13 protein-coding genes, 1 other RNA gene and 1 pseudogene are annotated in these 16639 nt (G+C 71.2%); 6 read left to right on the forward strand and 9 right to left on the reverse strand.

Features of this window, described 5'->3' with window-relative positions; all coding sequences use genetic code 11:
* Positions 1-2: 2 nt before the first annotated feature.
* On the forward strand, positions 3-725 hold the full coding sequence (locus IEY30_RS01575; RefSeq protein ID WP_030146419.1) for a polyamine aminopropyltransferase: 723 nt from the start codon (positions 3-5) through the stop codon (positions 723-725).
* A gap of 168 nt (positions 726-893) precedes the next feature.
* Positions 894-1241 carry an STAS domain-containing protein gene (locus IEY30_RS01580; RefSeq protein WP_162180973.1) on the forward strand — a complete coding sequence of 116 codons (348 nt, stop codon included), beginning with the start codon at positions 894-896 and terminating at the stop codon, positions 1239-1241.
* Positions 1242-1263: 22 nt separating this feature from the next.
* Here IEY30_RS01580 and IEY30_RS01585 read toward each other — a convergent pair whose 3' ends face one another.
* Entirely contained in the window at positions 1264-1662 is a 399-nt protein-coding gene (locus IEY30_RS01585) for an ATP-binding protein (RefSeq protein WP_052358161.1), read from the reverse strand.
* 66 nt (positions 1663-1728) lie between these two features.
* Between IEY30_RS01585 and IEY30_RS01590 the strand changes: the two genes are divergently transcribed.
* Entirely contained in the window at positions 1729-3528 is a 1800-nt protein-coding gene (locus tag IEY30_RS01590; RefSeq protein WP_030146416.1) for a PP2C family protein-serine/threonine phosphatase, read from the forward strand.
* A gap of 87 nt (positions 3529-3615) precedes the next feature.
* An RNA gene (gene rnpB, locus IEY30_RS01595) (RNase P RNA component class A) lies at positions 3616-4011 on the forward strand.
* A gap of 261 nt (positions 4012-4272) precedes the next feature.
* Here rnpB and IEY30_RS01600 read toward each other — a convergent pair.
* The 8 genes and pseudogenes from IEY30_RS01600 to IEY30_RS01635 all read right to left on the reverse strand — a co-directional run bounded on the left by IEY30_RS01600 (position 4273) and on the right by IEY30_RS01635 (position 13328).
* The gene (locus tag IEY30_RS01600) at positions 4273-5220 is read right to left on the reverse strand and encodes a sensor histidine kinase (RefSeq protein ID WP_030146415.1); all 948 of its coding nucleotides are present in this window, start codon (positions 5218-5220) and stop codon (positions 4273-4275) included.
* Between the two features lie 370 nt (positions 5221-5590).
* Complete coding sequence (gene mraY, locus IEY30_RS01605; protein ID WP_030146414.1) at positions 5591-6703, reverse strand: phospho-N-acetylmuramoyl-pentapeptide-transferase; 1113 nt, start codon at positions 6701-6703, stop codon at positions 5591-5593.
* A gap of 255 nt (positions 6704-6958) precedes the next feature.
* Positions 6959-7699 carry a class I SAM-dependent methyltransferase gene (locus IEY30_RS01610; RefSeq protein ID WP_052358160.1) on the reverse strand — a complete coding sequence of 247 codons (741 nt, stop codon included), beginning with the start codon at positions 7697-7699 and terminating at the stop codon, positions 6959-6961.
* Complete coding sequence (locus tag IEY30_RS01615; protein WP_308423744.1) at positions 7696-8352, reverse strand: winged helix-turn-helix domain-containing protein; 657 nt, start codon at positions 8350-8352, stop codon at positions 7696-7698. The genes IEY30_RS01610 and IEY30_RS01615 overlap by 4 nt, the downstream gene beginning before the upstream one ends.
* A 72-nt stretch (positions 8353-8424) precedes the next feature.
* A complete protein-coding gene (locus IEY30_RS01620) occupies positions 8425-9174 on the reverse strand; it encodes a hypothetical protein (RefSeq protein ID WP_156035051.1) in 750 nt (249 codons plus the stop codon).
* A gap of 279 nt (positions 9175-9453) precedes the next feature.
* Complete coding sequence (locus IEY30_RS01625; protein ID WP_052358158.1) at positions 9454-11040, reverse strand: DNA polymerase IV; 1587 nt, start codon at positions 11038-11040, stop codon at positions 9454-9456.
* A 289-nt stretch (positions 11041-11329) separates the two neighbouring features.
* Positions 11330-12547 (reverse strand): annotated as a pseudogene (gene serA / locus IEY30_RS01630) (phosphoglycerate dehydrogenase); the annotation flags it as partial.
* A 64-nt stretch (positions 12548-12611) separates the two neighbouring features.
* Positions 12612-13328 (reverse strand): GntR family transcriptional regulator, encoded by a 717-nt coding sequence (locus tag IEY30_RS01635; protein ID WP_081920265.1) that lies wholly within the window; start codon positions 13326-13328, stop codon positions 12612-12614.
* Between the two features lie 16 nt (positions 13329-13344).
* Here IEY30_RS01635 and IEY30_RS01640 point away from each other — a divergent pair, with 16 nt between their 5' ends.
* Both IEY30_RS01640 and IEY30_RS01645 read left to right on the forward strand, forming a co-directional pair.
* On the forward strand, positions 13345-16170 hold the full coding sequence (locus IEY30_RS01640; RefSeq protein ID WP_030146407.1) for an FAD-binding and (Fe-S)-binding domain-containing protein: 2826 nt from the start codon (positions 13345-13347) through the stop codon (positions 16168-16170).
* 78 nt (positions 16171-16248) lie between these two features.
* Positions 16249-16635 (forward strand): VOC family protein, encoded by a 387-nt coding sequence (locus IEY30_RS01645; RefSeq protein ID WP_043415599.1) that lies wholly within the window; start codon positions 16249-16251, stop codon positions 16633-16635.
* Positions 16636-16639 lie beyond the last annotated feature (4 nt).

A 16639-nucleotide genomic window follows, 5' to 3' on the forward strand; every position in this document is an offset into this window, starting at 1 on the left:
TCGTGAGCCGGCGCTTCGAGGAGATCGACTGGCAGCAGACGCCGCTGGGGGAGATCAGCCTGCGGCGCCGGCTCGAGCCGTCGCTGCTCGTCGACGTCTACGAGGTCAAGCTCGGCGAGGAGTTCCTCATGTCGAGCCTCTTCACCGTCGCCGAGGTCGAGCTGGCGCGGATGGGGCTGGCCGCGGTGGAGGGGGAGGGCCTCGACGTCGTCGTCGGCGGTCTCGGTCTCGGCTACACCGCCCTCACGGCGCTCGAGGACGAGCGGGTGCGCACCGTCACCGTCGTCGAGGCGCTCGGCCCGGTCATCTCGTGGCACGAGCGGCAGCTGCTCCCGGACACCGCTGCCCTGACGCCCGACCCGCGCACCACGCTGCTCGAGGGCGACTTCTTCGCCTTCGCCCGCGCAGGTGGAGGGTTCGGCGCCGCGCCCGAGCTGCTCCATGCCGTGCTGCTCGACATCGACCACACGCCCCACCACGTGCTGCACCCGAGCCACGCCGACCTCTACACCCGCGAGGGTCTCGAGGGCCTGGCCGCGCGCCTGCACCCCGGCGGCGTCTTCGCGCTCTGGTCCGACGACCCTCCCGAGGACGCCTTCACCGGGCTGCTCGCCGCCGTCTTCGCGACCGCCGCGGCGCACGAGGTGACCTTCGCCAACCCGCTGACGGGCGGCACGTCCTCGAACACCGTCTACGTCGCCACGACGGCGCTGTCCGCAGCGTAGGGCGTCTTCGTCTTCGTCGCGGCCGGAGCGTGGGCGAGCGCTGCGACGATCGGCGGGACACGGCATGCGCGATCGGTGTTCATCGTCCGGACACGACCGAAGTGCACCACGCAGCACCATGACGTCCTACGGTGGGACGAGACGAACGGCTCGTCCGAAGGAGGTCACGTGAGCGTCTCGGTGTCGAGTGCCGGTCCGGTGACCACGGCACGGCTGTCGGGGGAGATCGACACGTACTCCGTGCCCGACGTCCGGGCCGCGTTCGAGCGGCTGCCGGTCGTGTCGGGAGGAACGGTCGTCGTCGACCTGCGCGAGGTCACCTTCCTCGACTCGTCGGGTCTCGGGGCGATCATCGCGCTCTACCACCGTGCCGACGCGAGCACGGCGCGGCTGCGCCTCGCCTGCGGCGAGGTGACGCTGCGCCTCGTCCAGCTCATGCACCTCGACCAGGTCATGGACGTCGTCGGCGAGCCGTCCGACGCACCCACGGACCCGCAGACGTCCGCTCCTGCCTGAGGCCTTCGACGTCGACCGAGGGTCAGGACGCGAGGCTGAGGTGCACGCGAACGCGCGTCCGCGTGGGCTGCGTCTCGATGGTGAGCCGGTCGGCGAGTCGTTGAGCGATCAGCAGCCCGCGGCCGCTCGTCGCCTCGCCGTCGACGGCGCGCAGCTGCGGCACCGATCCCGTGCCGTCCTCGTCCTCGACCGTGAAGACGATGGAGTCGGCGGTCTCGTCGATGCGCAGGACACCGTGGCCGCCGCCGTGGACGATGCTGTTGACTGCCACCTCGTGCACGGCGAGCACCGCGTTGTCGGCGCGGTCAGGGAGGCGCTCGACGACGATGGTGCGTACCACCTCACGCACGTGACGCAGGTCGTCCGGGCCGAACTCGACACGGCCGAGCTCCCGCTCTGAGGCGACCGACGGACCTGTCACATCTGCATGCTCCCACTTCTGCGTCATCCGTGGGCGATCTGGCGCCTCGACTGTCAGGATGACCCCATGAACGCGCCGTGGCAGACCCCGGAGGCGAGCCGCTCCGCGGTCTCGCCCCGGCTCGCGGCGCTGGCCCGGCTGGCCGCGGAGGTCTCGGCGTCCGCGACCCTCGAACAGCTCACCGAGACGATCACCGAGCAGGCCTCGAAGCTGATGGGAGCATCGCGCGCGGTCTTCGCGGTGCGAGAGGGACAGGATCGGCTGCGCAGCATCGCAACGCACGGTCTCAGCGAGTCCGAGGCGCGGCACTGGGCCGACCTCTCACTCGATGTGAAGTCCCCGCCCACCGACGCCGTGCGCACCGGGCAGGTCGTCACGGTGACGAGCCGGGCGGACCTGCTGGAGAAGTACCCCGACCTGGACGACGGCACCGAGAGGTCGTCGGTGACCTTGCCCCTGATCTCCCGGAGCGACGGCTCGGCGCTCGGCGCGCTGGGCTTCCGCTTCGAGGGAAAGGTCGGGCCGATCGACCCCGACCTGCTGTGGGTGCTCGGGGTGCTCAGCGACGTGTGCGCCCAGACGATGCTGCGCCTGCGCGCCGAGGCCGAGAGCGCCGCGCGCGCTGCGCAGGCCGAGTTCCTCGCGGACGCCTCCGAGGCGCTCTCGACCACGCTGGACTACCGGGAGACGCTGCGGCAGGTCGCCTCCCTCGCCGTGCCCGCGCACGCCGACTGGTGCTCGGTCCAGATGGTCGACGACGGTGTCCTTCGCACGCTGGCCGTGGCTCACATCGACCCGGACAAGGTGCAGCTCGCGAGAGAGCTCGAGACGCGCTGGCCATCGGACCCCAACCGCCCCGGCGGCGCCGCCCAGGTGGCTCGGACCGGCCGTAGCCTGCTCATCGAGAGCGTCAGCGACGAGATGCTCGTCGCCACGGCGCGGGACGAGGAGCACCTCCGGGTCGCGCGCGAGCTCGGGCTGCGCAGCGCCATGGTGGTGCCGCTCCTCGCCAAGGAGCGGGTGCTCGGCGTGCTGACCTTCGTGGCCGCCGAGTCCGGCCGCCGCTACACGCAGAAGGACGTCACCTTCGCCGAGGACCTCGCCCGGCGCGCGGGTCTCGCCATCGACAACGCCGACCTCTACTCCCAGACCCGGCGCGTCGCCTCCGTGCTCCAGGCGACCCTGCTGCCCCAGGACCTCCCGGAGCTGCCGGGGTGGCAGCTCGGCACCGTCTACCGGCAGTCGGGTCGCACCGACGTGGGCGGCGACTACTACGACGTCAGCGGCCGCGACGACGGTCGGGTCATCGCTGTCCTCGGCGACGTCATGGGCCGCGGCGTCGACGCCGCCGTGTCGGGGTCGCTCATGCGCGCCGCGGCGCGCGTGCTCTCTACCCAGGACCCCGAGCCCGGCGCCCTGGCGGCGGCCATGGACCGGTTCATGGCCATCGAGCCACCGACGCAGATGGCCTCCTCCGTCTACGCGCTCTTCGACCCGGCGGAGGACGCCGTCGCTCTTGTCGTCGCCGGCCACCCGCCGCCGCTGCTCGTGCAGGGCGGCAGGACCCGCTTCGTATCCGAAGACGGGTCCCCGGTCCACGGTCTCGGTCCGGTGCCGCGAGGGGCCGTGCACAGCAGCTTCGGAGTCGGTGACCTGCTGCTCCTCTACACCGACGGCCTCGTCGAGCGCCGCGGCGAGGGCATCGACATCGGGCTCAAGCGGCTGCAGTCCGCCGCCGACGAGCTGCTCGTCGGCGCCGACGACGACACCGACCTCGACGAGGTGCTCGAGACACTCGCCGAAGCCGTCTCCGACCCCGAGCGCCAGGACGACGTGGCCGTCCTCGCCTTCCGCCGCACCGTCTGAGTCGCCGTTCGAGTCCCGGCCCCTCGGGTGAGCCCGCCGGGGCGCGGACGCAGCGGACGGCATACGCCCTCTATGCTGGTGCGCGGATGAGTCGGCCAGACGGTCGCGTCAGGGCCTCGGCCCTGCCGAGGAACGTCCGGGCTCCACAGGGCAGGGTGGTGGCCAACAGCCACCCGGGGTGACCCGCGGGACAGTGCCACAGAGAACAGACCGCCGGCCGCTTCGGCAGCCGGTAAGGGTGAAACGGTGGTGTAAGAGACCACCAGCGCTCCAGGTGACTGGAGCGGCTCGGTAAACCCCACCCGGAGCAAGTCCAGACAGCGTGTGCACGGCGCCTTCGGGCGTCGAGGAGACCGGCCCGGTCGAGCGCGCGGGTAGGACGCTAGAGCCGGCCAGCAATGGTCGGCCCAGATGGATGGCCGTCGCCGCGCCACCGGTAACGGGGGCGCGGAACAGAACCCGGCGTATCGGCCGACTCATCCACTTTCAGGCCTCTGACCTTCTTGGTGGAGGTCACCATCTGGTGCTGTTCGGTCGAAGCGACTGGATGCTCACAGTGACCACGCAGACCCGTTTCCCGTGACAACCTTCGCTGGCACCACGACACCAACAGACCGAGTCCCGGCCCCATTCATTAGCCGCGTGCGATCCAGGTGCGATCCGGTCCAGCTCACCGGTCACCGGTGGGGAGGTCGCGTCTCCGCGCGACGGCCACGCATTCCCCGACAGCTCAAGCACCGTCCACTACGGTCTGACGACCTCGCGGAGGGTGTGCATGGCTCGGCCCACGGCGTCGCGAGCGGCATCGATCCGAGCCGCGCTCGAGGGCGCCGCGTGCATCAGCGCGCGGTCGAGCTCGAGCGCGGCCGCGAACAGGTCCTGAAGCACCTCGGAGTGGACCGCCTCGAGGATGCGCTCGCGCTCCTCGAGGCGGGCAAGGCGCTCGCTGCGTCGGATGTTGCAGACGTGGCCCTGCGACCCTGGCTGGGTGTAGAGGTCGGTCACCGCCACCTCCACCCAAGACCAGGCGTCGTCGGTGCGGACCCGGAGCTCACCGACCCGCTCCGGCCGGGGCGGGTCGGACGCCAGCAGCTCCGCGAAGGCTTGGTGGTCCTCGGGATGGATGCGATCCGTGAGCGGCGTGCCGACAACCTCGTCGACGGGCCAGCCGAAAAGGTTCGAGACCGCTGGGCTGGCGTAACTGACCAGAGCTTGCTCGTCGACCAGGACTGCGGCGTCGCTGGAGCGTTCCATCAGGTGCCGGACGGCGTCACCGAGGTTGAGGGAGGCGCCGACGATGCCGATCAGCTCCCCGTCGCGGTACACGCCGGTGTCGGTGACCAGCGCGTGCAGCACCTCGCCGCTGCGGCTGCGAACCGGGAACCCACCGGACCATGGACGGCCTTCCCGCAGAGCAGCCATGATCTCCGCCGCCGCCTGCTGGGAGACCTCCGGCACCGTCACCTCCGTGATGTCACGCCCTATAGCCTCCGCGGCGGACCAGCCGTACAGCTGCTCGGCAGCGTCGTTCCAGGACAGCACCGTCCCCCGCGTGTTCGTCGCGATCACGGCGTGCCCGAGCGCGTGCAGCAGCTCGTCGGCAGACGGGTGCAGGGGGAGGGTATCGGTGTCCATGAATCCAGCCTGCGCCCCTTGCTTCTCGTGGTCACGGGCCGAAAGACCCGACTGCACGGCCGCTCTGTGCCCGCCATCTGCTCCAGAAGGCGGGATCGCCGGCATTGCGGCACTGGGGTGGCGGGCGGCTGCGGCCTGGAGCGAGGGTTCGGCCGACGGGTCGAGCCGTTCCGCGACGGCGCAAGAGCAGCGCGGCGCGGACCTGGCTGCGCGAAGGGGCTCCCGGCCCGGGCGTGTCAAGCCGTGCGGCGACCTGTTCCCCGATCCGTCGCGGGCCAGGGCCCTGTGGCGCGGAACTCGCGGGCTGTGCTCACGGGATCTCCCATCGTCGACAGATGACCTGATGGCGCCGCGCCTTCCGAATGACGTCAGTTGGGTCTGTCTCGTAAGCGGTTCGGTGCGGGCGTTTCGTGGGGGCGGCAGCCGTTCACAGCGTGGCGATCCATTCGCGGTAGAAGAGCGCCAGCCCGGCTGCGACGCAGATGCCGGCGATGATCCAGAAGCGGGCGACGATCGTGACCTCGGACCAGCCGACCATCTCGAAATGGTGGTGCAGCGGTGCGATGCGGAACACGCGCATGCCCGTGGTCTTGAAGCTGATGACTTGGATGATGACCGACGCGGTCACGATGACGAAGAGGCCACCGAGCACGACCAGCAGCAGCTCGGTGTGCGTCAGGATCGCCAGTCCGGCCATGGACGCGCCGAGGGAGAGGGAACCGGTGTCGCCCATGATGATCTGGGCCGGCGAGGTGTTCCACCAGAGGAAGCCGAAGCAGGCGCCGGCGATGGCGCACGAGACGACGGCCAGGTCGAGCGCGTTCGGCACGTCGTAGCACTTGGGCCCGGGAACATTCCGGCATCCCTCGCTGAACTGCCAGAAGCTGATCATCGTGTAGGCGCCGAAGACCATGACCGACGCTCCGGTGGCCAGACCGTCGAGGCCGTCGGTGATGTTCACGCCGTTGGAGGCTCCGGCGATGAGCACGTTGGACCACGCGATGAACAGCAGGACGGCCACCACGGGACCGGCGAAGGCCAGGTCGAGGCTGGTGTCCCTGATGAACGAGACCGCGGTCGAGGCCGGCGAGACGCCCTGCTCGTCCTTGACCAGCAGAGCCGCCACGGCGAAGACGACGGTGACGAGCGTCTGGCCCGTGAGCTTCTGCTTCGAGGTGAGCCCGAGGCTGCGCTCCTTGCGGATCTTGGTGTAGTCGTCGAGGAAGCCGACCAGGCCGAGCCCCGCGAGCAGGAAGAGCACGAGCAGGGCGCTGAGCGAGATGGAGCTGTGGACGACCCAGAGCCGCCCGGTGGCTCCCAGCGCCAGCAGGAGCGCGTGCGAGCCGAAGTAGCCGGCGAGCACCGCCGCGATGATCACGACGCCGCCCATGGTGGGCTTTCCCCGCTTGACGTGGTGGTGGACGAGGTCGTCACGGATGAACTGTCCCCAGCGGCGCCGCACGAGGAGGGCGATGAAGGGCTTCGTGCACAGCAGCGCCACCGCCATCGAGATACCGCCGGCCAGAAGCACGTCGACCATGAATTCCTTTGCCTTCTTCCATTCACAACCACGTCGATCCACCGGCGCCACCGCACGCCAGGGAGATCCGAGATCACCCGCCCCTGCCTCCAGGCCGGACGCGCCGAGGGACCCGCTCATCTCTCGGAGTCGAGTGACGCAGTCGTTCTCGATGTTGCTTCCCCGTGTCGACCCGCTGGACTGTCGTGGTCCAACGTCAGACCACGCCGGCTGAACGAAGGGGCAGACCGAAGACCACGGGCGCCCCCAGTCCTGTCATGGCGATTCGAGGGCGAAGAACAGGAAGCAGATGAAGCGGCGCCCCGTCGGGGGCAGCAGCTCGGTGGGAGTCTCGGGGACGGCGGCCGGCTCGGTGACGGTGGTGATGACCAGGCCGGCGTCGAGGAAGGCGTCGAAGACGTCCTGCAGGGGCCGGTGCCAGTAGGTCAGCGTGAACGAGGCACCGTCGTGCTCGTGGTCCTCGGAGTATCGAGTCAGGGCGAAGTAGTCCTGGTCCTGGTAGCAGAACGCGTAGACGAAGGGGTGGATGATCGAGATGACCAGGTGCCCGCCGGGCCTGAGGACCCGGCGCAGCTCGGCGAGGGCCGGCGCCCAGTCCTGCACGTAGTGGAGCGCGAGCGAGCAGGTGACGACGTCGAACACGTCGTCGTCGTACGGCAGCGGTTCGGACAGGTCAGCGACCCGGACGTCGGCGTCGCTGCCGAGGCGCTCCCGGGCGATGTCGACCATGGCGGGGCTGAGATCGAACCCGACCACGTCGGCGCCCCGCTCGCGCAGGTCGGCCATGAGCGGACCGTGCCCGCAGCCCGCGTCGAGGACGCGCTTGCCGGTGACGTCGCCGGAAAGGCGCAGCATCTCGGGTCGGGCGTACCAGGCGTTGAAGAGGCTGGTGTCGTTGGCGGCTGCGTACGTGGCGGCGAAGTGGTCGTAGTCAGCTGCACCAAGGGCACCAGAGGCATCGGGCGTGGAAGGGATGGTGTAGGCGGTGTCGGTCATGGATGCTGCTCCCTCTGAGGTGCGTCGTCGACGGCGGAGATGTCCTCTACGAGGGCGCCCATGACGACCCCGTAGTACGCGTGGCGCTCCTGGCCGTCCTCGACCTCGGTCAGGGCGCGGGAGATGTCGGTCCAGCGGTCGAGGAGCTCGGCCACCTCGCGGCGCATCTGCTGCAGCTCGGTGTCGCTCAGGCGCACCGCGAAGTCGTCGCTGATGCTGCGGCGCTCGCCGCTGGGGACGTCCGTCGGATCCGGCGTCCGGTGGACGGCCCGATGCAGCGCGAGGACGTGAGCTTCGGCCGCACGCCGGACCGTGACCGCCGCAGCCTGGCCGCCGTCGTGGCGCAGCATCGCGTCGAGGTCGATCTCGAAACCACGGTCGGAGGTCAGGCGCCACCAGCGCTCACGCCCGTTCTCGGCCCGCTCCGGGTTCTCCTCGATCAAGCCGTGCTTGGCCAGCTGGCGCAGGTGGAAGCTCACGGAGTTCGCCGGCTCGTCCACGGCCGCAGCGAGATCCACGGCGCGAGCCGTTCCTGTCCGGGACAACTCCCCGAGCAGTCGCATCCGGACCGGATGCGTGACCGCAAGAACCGCTTTCGGGTCGGTGAGCCGGGTGGGGGACAGGCGCGATGGGTCATCCGTCACGCCGCACACGTTGCCTCACTGCCAGCGAAAGCGCAAGAGGACTTGCGCAAGGGGGCTTGCGAATCGGCTCAGCCGCTCTTCTCAGCGAGTGCGAGCGGTCGTAGGCTGTGTCGTCGGGTCGAGAAGCACCGAGGTTCCGGTCTGCGGAGCAGGCTGGCCCGGGGCGCTGACGTATGCGTGCACGACGCCGGGTGAGGGGTGCAGCACCTGGGCGCGGGCGAACTCCAGGACCGTGGCGGCAGAGGGGCCCCGGACGTACAACGTCAGCTTGTCGTTCTCGACGAAGGGACCGTGCACCGTCACTCCCGCTTGGAGGCCCGCTGCCGCGGCCCGGGAGAGGTTCTGCGGCAGCTCCCGCCACCACGTGGCCACGGGTTTCTCCGTCCCGTAGGAGCCAAGGACGAGCCGGGCCTCGACCTGGTCAGGCGGGACGGGCTCGCGCTGGTACCGGGGCGCTGGAGGCAAGCCGTCTGCGGTTATGGTCCAGTTGTCCGAGCTGCAGGCGCCCTCGCGCCGGGCGACCACGGTGCCCTGCAGGTCGCGAGCCACGAGCTGGTCGCGGTCGCACTGCTGACTGCCGGACGCCTGCCAGTACCCCTTCGCGCCCCACACGAGCGAGCTCCACCCCGCCCCGCCCGGAGCGCTCAGGGTGTCCGCGCGCTCGATGAGCAGCGGGCGACCGGTCTCGTTGGAGACGTCGAGATACGGATACGGCTCGCGCAACCCGTAGAAGAGCAGCAGCATCAGGCCGACATAGCCGGCGACGCCCACACCGATGACGATGAGGACGACCCGCAGCGCCTTTCCGGCGACGGCCCTGGTCCCGCCCATCACGTCCCCCTGTCCTTGCCCGTCAGGCTAGAAGCGGCAGCCGATCAGGTCTGCCGATCGCGCGACAGCGTGCGGCAATCGTGACCTCGGCGCCGGTGGGCGCCTCATCGATCCGATGCCAGGCCACGAGGAACGCGTCGGCGACCACGTCCGCGGCGTCGGACGGCTGCGCGGCGCGGCGTACGGCATGCGCCAGCAGTGCCAGGTGCGCGCCGGCGAACAGCGCCGCAAGCGACCCGACGGGCCGACGTCCATCACCTGTCCACCACGGGGAGAGCGCTACACCAGAGAGTCACTTGAGCCCGCAGACGTGCCCGAGGAACCGTCCGGGGTCCGGCGAGTCGACTCGTCCGGCAGCAGCATCGCGGTGAGCTCATCAGCCTTGCCCAGCGTCGCCAGCGATGTCAGGCGTGCCGGGGGGCACGGCTCCGGCGGGTCCACCCGCATGAGCAGCTCCCGACGGATGTCGAACCTGCGATCCGGTCCCGGTCGGGTGTTCGGGCCCTCGAACCGGACGGTGACCAGACCGTCCTCGGCCCGCACCACCCAGCCCGCGCCGTGATGCGGGTGCGAGACGTCGAGGCCGAGCGCGACGGTGTGTGGGGTCAGGGGTGCCGGCAGCCGTTCCTCGTCCCCGTCGTCCGCATCGTCCTCCAGAGCGGGGCGGCCGACGGCCTCATCGGGCGGTGCATCGTCCAGGAGGTGGCTCTCGTCCGGCGTCGGGACACGATCCGGCGACGCCGAGCTGACGGTGGGCGCCTCTGCGAGGTCCTCCGAGGCCATGAGGCCGTCGACAGCAGCGCCGTCGGCTTCGTCCTGCGGCAGACGCAGCTGGGCCCAGTGGGTCAGCCCGGACAGGGACACCCCCAGGAGGCGGACCGGCTCGACCGGGTTCGCCGCCGTCAGCGCCGCGTCTGCCGCCTCGCGCAGCTGATCGGCCTCGGCGGTCGGGTGGGCCAGGGTGACCGAGCGGGTCAGGGTGGTGAAGTCGGACAGGCGGACCTTGACGGTGACCGTCCGTGCCCCACCACCCTGGCGCCCGAGCCGGCGCAGCGCCCGTGCGAGGACGTCCTCGAGCGCGCCCGGCAGCTCCCACCGGAGCAGGTCCTGGGCGAAGGTCCGTTCTGCACCCACGCTCTTGGCCTCGCGCTCCACGACGACAGGGCGGGGGTCGTCCCCGCGCGCGAGCCGATACAGGTTCCATCCTGCGGCGTCCCCGAGGACCCGCACCAGGTCATCACGCCCGGCTGCGCGCAGGTCGGCGACGGTGCGGATGCCCAGGGTGCGAAGGGTGGCCTCCGTGGCAGGGCCGACACCCCACAGGGCGCCCACCGGCTTCGGCATGAGGAACTCGTCCTCGTTCTCACCGGGCACGACGGTGAACCCGTGCGGCTTGTCCGCGTCGGACGCCAGCTTGGCGATGAGCTTCGAGCGCCCCAGCCCGACGGAGACCACCAGCCCGGACCGGTTGTAGATGAGCCGGCGTGCCAGGTCAGCGGCCGTCACCGGGTCGGCAGCGAACGGTCCCGCGGCCAGGTCGACGAACGCTTCGTCGAGGCTGACGGGCTGCACGAGCGGTGACAGCTGCCGCAGCGTGCCCATGATCAGGGCGCTGTGTGCGGCGTACGCGGGGAAGCGGGGCGTGAGCACGGTCGCGGCCGGGCACAGGACCCGCGCCTGGGACATCGGCATCGCCGACCGGCACCCGACGGCGCGCGCCTCGTAGTTCGCGGTGGCGACGACCCCTCGTGGGCCGGTCCCGCCGACGAGGACCGGGGACCGCGCCAGGGACGGCTTGTGCCGGGTCTCGACCGAGGCGAAGAAGGCGTCGGCGTCGACGTGCATCACGCTCGCGTCCTCGCGCACTGCTCCGCCTCTTCCCGCGTGGTCCTGGGCCGGCGGCTCCCGTGGGTCGCCGGACTACCGACTCACTCTGCCGTACGCCGACGGCCGAGCAGCAGGGCCCGTCCGCTCGAGCACGATCGCCGCTCTCAGAAGCGGGCCGGTCAGGTCGAGGCTGCGGCTGCGCGTGCGGAATGGTTGGCGCCGCGCACCACCAGGGTGTCCGGGTCGGGGTCCACCTGGACGGTGCAGGCGAGCCAGGGAGCGGGCAGGGCGAGCCCTGCCGCGGACCCGACCGCCAGACCGTCGACCGTCAGGCCGAGGTGTCCTGGTGCCAGGTCTCGAGGTGGACGGCCTCGGCGACGTGGCGCAGCGACTCGAGGGTCTCGGGAGTCACGTGGTCGTCGGTGTCAGTGACGACGTAGCCGAGCTCGCCGCGGGTCGCGAGCGACTGGCCGATGACGTTGGCGCCTGCCTCGGCGAGGGTGCGGTTGATCGAGGCGAGGACTCCCGGGACGTTGCGGTGGAGCAGCGCGATCCGGAACGCCCCCTCGCGTGCGGCGGGGGCGACGTCGGGGAGGTTCACGGACAGCGCGGTGGCGCCGTCGAGGATGTATGCCGAGAGCTTGCTCGACACGAAGGTGCCGATCTCCTCCTGTGCCTCCTCGGTCGACCCGCCGACGTGGGGCGTGAGGATGACGTTGTCCAGGCCGCGGAGGGGCGACTCGAAGAGGTCACCCTGCGCCTTGGGCTCGACCGGGAAGACGTCGATCGCGGCGCCCGACAGGTGACCGCTCAGGATGTGCTCGCGCAGGGCGAGGTCGTCGACGACCATGCCTCGCGAGGCGTTGATGAAGACCGAGCCGGGCTTCATCTTGGCGAACTGCTCCGCGCCGAACAGGCCGGCGTTGCCGGGGCGGCCGTCGACGTGGAGGCTCACGACGTCGGACTCCTCGAGGAGCTCGTCGAGCGAGCCCATGCGCTGGGCGTTGCCGTGCGCGAGACGGTCCGCGGTGTCGAAGAAGGCGACGCGCATGCCGATGGCCTCGGCCATGTTGGACAGCTGCGTGCCGATGTTGCCGTAGCCCACGATGCCGAGCGTGCGGCCGCGGGTCTCGTAGGCGCCCTTGGCCGACTTGTCCCAGACGCCGTCGTGCATCCGCTGCGTCTTCTCGGGGAGGCGCCGTGCGAGGGCGAGGATCTCACCGATGACGAGCTCCACGACGCTGCGGGTGTTGGAGAAGGGCGCGTTGAAGACGCCGATGCCGAGCTTCGTCGCGTGCTCGAGGTCGACCTGGTTGGTGCCGATGCAGAAGCAGCCGATGGCGCGCAGGTCGGGGGCGGCGTCGAGGACGGCGCGGGTCACCTTGGTGTTGGACCGGATCCCGACGACCGAGACACCCTGCAGGGCCTCGATGAGCTCGGCCTCGCCCAAGGATCCCGTGCGCGTCTCGACGTCGAAGCCGTGGCGGCGGAACGTCTCCTGGGCGACGGAGTGGACGTTCTCCAGCAGCAGCACCTTCACGCGTGTCTTCTCCTTGGTGTCGTGGTCGTCGTGATCGTGGTGGTCGGGTCGTGTCGCTCTTCAGGCTGCCTCATCGGGCGGCCGCGGCGCGCCGGTGGGCGCTCTGTGAGACGCCGGCTGGCGCAGCAGGGTCGGCCCGCAGGGTGCGGGCCAGGAGTCGGCCGGTGTGCTCGAGGTGGTGGCGCATGGCGCGTTCCGCCGCGGCGCCGTCGCGCGCCAGGACCGCCGCGACGATGGGCTCGTGCTCGTCGCAGATCTCCGGCAGGGTGCGGCCGGCGGTGGTCGTCGGCGGGCCGAGCAGGGCGGTCGTGGCCCGGAGCCGCTCGATGATCGCGGCAGCGCGGCAGTTGCCGCCGGCCCGCACCAGGCAGTCGTGCAGGTGCTGGTCGGCGACCCAGAAGCGGTCCTCGTCGTGGACGGCTGCGCCCAGGGCCTCGAAGGCCGCCCTGATGGTTGCGTGCTCGTCGTCGCTCGCGTGCTCGGCGGCGCGGCGTGCGGCGTCGGGCTCGAGGGCGAGGCGGATCTCGAAGATCTCGAGGATGTCGCTGGCCCGGGGGAGCACCACCCGGAAGCCGCGGTTGCGCTCGATCTCGACGAGCCCGGCCTCGGCCAGTCTCAGGAGTGCCTCCCGGACCGGGCTGCGCGAGACGTCGAGCACCTCGGCGAGCTGGTAGACGGAGTAGGTCCGGTCCGGCACGAGCTCGCCCGCGACGACGCCGGCCCGGATCGAGTCCACGACCGCGTCGGCCAGCGAGGGTGCGCCGGGGGAGAGGGACAACCGAACCATGCGTAACATGTTACTCATGGTCGAGGTGGTTGCTGACGTGGTGCGCGCGCTCGAGCGCGCCGGGCTCGAGGTCCGCGCCGACGCGGGGACGCGCAGCATGTACTCCTCCGACGCCTCGCTCTACCGCATCCCCCCGCTCGCCGTCGTGCGACCGCGTGGCGTCGACGACGTCGCCGCCACCCTGGCCGTCGCGCGCGAGACGGGCGTCCCGGTCACGTCCCGCGGTGCCGGGACGTCGGTAGCGGGCAACGCGGTCGGTCGTGGTGTCGTGCTCGACTTCTCCCGTCACCTGGGCCGCGTGCTGTCCGTCGACCCCGAGACCCGCACGGCCGTCGTGGAGCCGGGGACCGTGCACGCGGTGCTGCAGAAGGCGGCCGCCCCGCACGGCATACGCTTCGGTCCCGATCCCTCGACGCACCCACGCTGCACGATCGGCGGGATGATCGGCAACAACGCGTGCGGCTCCCGCTCGCTGGCCTACGGACGCACCTCCGACAACGTCGCGGGACTCGAGCTCCTCACTGCCGCAGGGCAGTTCCTCTCCACCGGCTACGACGAGAGTGGTATGCCGTGTGCCCGGGGAGCCGACGACGTGATCGCCGGCGTCCGTGCCGTGATGTCGCGTCACCTCTCGACGGCGCGCACCGAGTTCGACCGTTTCGGGCGACAGGTCTCCGGCTATGCAGCGCACCACCTGCTGCCCGAGCGCTTCGACCTCACCCAGGCCCTCGTCGGCTCGGAGGGGACGCTCGGCGTCATCACGCAGGCGACCGTCAAGCTCGTCGTCGACGCGCCGGTGCGCGTCGTCGTCGTCCTCGGCTTCCGCGACATCGTCAGCGCCGGACAGGCCGCGCCCGCAGTCGTCGCGCACGGTCCGACCTCCTGCGAGGGCCTCGACTCCCGACTCATCGACGTCCTCCGTGCGCGTCGCGGCCCCGATGCGATCCCGCCTCTGCCACGCGGGCAGGCTTGGCTGTTCGTCGAGTTCGCGGGTGAGGACCTCGGTGAGGTCACCGCCCGAGCCCGCGCGCTGGTCGGGGAGGGCCTCGCTGACGACGCGGTCGTCGTCCAGGACCCGCGCGTGCAGGCACGACTGTGGCGCATCCGAGAGGACGGTGCCGGGCTCGCCGGCCGGGCCCCGTCGGGCAAGCCGGCCTGGCCCGGGTGGGAGGACGCCGCGGTGCCGCCCGCTCGGCTGGGGGAGTACCTCGCCGCCTTCGACGAGCTCGTCAGCTCCTACGGCATGACCTCGGCACCGTTCGGCCACTTCGGCGACGGCTGCATGCACGTCCGGCTCGACCTGCCGCTCGACCAACCGCACGGCACGGCGACCATGCGCGAGTTCCTCACCGAATCCGCCCGCTTGGTAGGCGGATTCGGAGGATCTCTGTCCGGTGAGCACGGCGACGGACGAGCCCGCTCCGAGCTGCTGCCCCACATGTACTCCGCCGACGCGATCGCGCTCTTCGGCGGCATCAAGCACGCCTTCGACCCCGGCAACCTGCTCAACCCCGGCGTGCTCGTCGATCCCGACCCGGTGGACGCCGACGTGCGACCGGCCGGCCACTTCCCGGTCCTCAGCCTGGCGATGGCCTACCCGCACGACGACGGGAACCTCGCCCAGGCGGTGCACCGCTGCACCGGGGTCGGCAAGTGCCGGGCCGACAACTCAGCGGCCGGTGGCGTCATGTGTCCCTCGTACCTCGCGACCCGTGAGGAGAAGGACTCCACGCGCGGACGCGCGCGGGTGCTCCAGGAGGTCGTCCGCGGTGAGCTGCCCTGGTCGCACCCGTCCGTCCACGACGCGATGGACCTGTGCCTGTCGTGCAAGGGGTGCGCGTCGGACTGTCCCACCGGCATCGACATGGCCACCTACAAGTCCGAGGTGCTGCACCAGACGTACCGTCGTCGGCTGCGCCCTCGCTCCCACTACACGCTCGGCAAGTTGCCGATGTGGTCACGCCTCGCCGGACGGGTGCCCGGGGTGGCCAACCGAGCTCTCACCCTGCCGCTCCTCAAGCCCGTGGCCCTGTGGATGGCGGGCGTCGACCGCCGACGCACGATCCCGGCCTTCGCCGCGAGGCCTTTCCGTCGCACCTTCGCGCCACGACGGTCCGAGCTGAAACCCGTTGTGCTGTTTGCCGACTCGTTCACGGACTCCTTCTCGCCCGAGGTGGCCGAGTCCATGGTCCGGGTGCTGCGCGACGCCGGCTACGAGCCGAGGCTGCCGAGCGGCTCGGTGTGCTGCGGCCTCACCTGGATCACGACGGGACAGCTGGACTCGGCCAGGAGCATCCTGCGGAAGACCGTCGCCGCGCTCGCCCCCGACGCGCGGGCCGGCATCCCCGTCGTCGGCATCGAGCCGTCCTGCACGGCGGTGCTGCGCTCGGACATCCACGAGCTGCTCCCCGGCGACGAGGACGCCGCCCTCGTGGCGTCGAGCGTCCGCACGCTGTCGGAGCTGCTCGCCGAGACGCCGGACTGGACGGCCCCGGACCTGACGGGCACGACCGTCGTGGCCCAGCCGCACTGCCACCACCACGCGGTCCTCGGCTGGAAGGCCGACGCCGACCTGCTCGCCGCCACCGGAGCGACGGTCCAGACCCTGTCCGGCTGTTGCGGGCTCGCCGGCAACTTCGGGGTCGAGATCGGCCACTACGAGGTGTCGGTCGCCGTGGCGGGCCAGAACCTGCTGCCCGCGATCGACGCGGCGCCCGATGCGGTCGTGCTGGCCGACGGCTTCTCGTGCCGCACCCAGGTGGCGGACCTGCGCGAACGGCCGTCCGTGCATCTGGCGCAGCTCCTCGACGCGGCACGTCCGGGCGGTTCCTCCACAGGGTGATCCGACGCGCGGGCACCGGCACGGGGATGGCCGGGCGTCCGCACTGCGCGTCGCGAGTCGGTCGCCTAGCGTGGGCACGTGGTCACCTCCGGCTTGGTCAACGTGTTCACCCAGGACATCGAGAAGGCTCTGGGCTTCTACCAAGGCGTGCTCGGGCTGCCCGAGTACTTTCGGACGCCGAGGGAGGGAGTCCCCGAGCACGTCGAGATGAGGGCCGGTGGCTTCGTCCTGGCGATCAGCTCGGCAGAGGCGGCGAAGCGCGTGCACGGTATCGAGGTCGAGACCGGGCGCGCGGCGATGTCGCTCGTCTTCTGGGTCGACGACGTGGACGCCACGTTCCACGCGGTCACGGCCGCAGGCGTGACCGCGCTGACGGCCCCGCACGACACCGGCAACGGCAACCGCAACGCCGTCGTGCGTGACCCCGACGGCACGCTCGTCGAGTTCGTCGCCAAGCGGTCCTGAGCGG

The organism is Terrabacter tumescens (assembly GCF_014646815.1).
GTDB lineage: Bacteria > Actinomycetota > Actinomycetes > Actinomycetales > Dermatophilaceae > Terrabacter > Terrabacter tumescens.

What these genes read in the sequence shown, in the direction of transcription:
- IEY30_RS01610 (WP_052358160.1), bottom strand. Translation starts at nt 7,699, where the DNA reads ATGACCGACACCGCCTACACCATCCCTTCCACGCCCGATGCCTCTGGT.
- IEY30_RS01635 (WP_081920265.1), bottom strand. Translation starts at nt 13,328, where the DNA reads ATGGTTCGGTTGTCCCTCTCCCCCGGCGCACCCTCGCTGGCCGACGCG.
- mraY (WP_030146414.1), bottom strand. Translation starts at nt 6,703, where the DNA reads ATGGTCGACGTGCTTCTGGCCGGCGGTATCTCGATGGCGGTGGCGCTG.
- IEY30_RS01620 (WP_156035051.1), bottom strand. Translation starts at nt 9,174, where the DNA reads ATGGGCGGGACCAGGGCCGTCGCCGGAAAGGCGCTGCGGGTCGTCCTC.
- IEY30_RS01590 (WP_030146416.1), top strand. Translation starts at nt 1,729, where the DNA reads ATGAACGCGCCGTGGCAGACCCCGGAGGCGAGCCGCTCCGCGGTCTCG.
- IEY30_RS01640 (WP_030146407.1), top strand. Translation starts at nt 13,345, where the DNA reads ATGGTCGAGGTGGTTGCTGACGTGGTGCGCGCGCTCGAGCGCGCCGGG.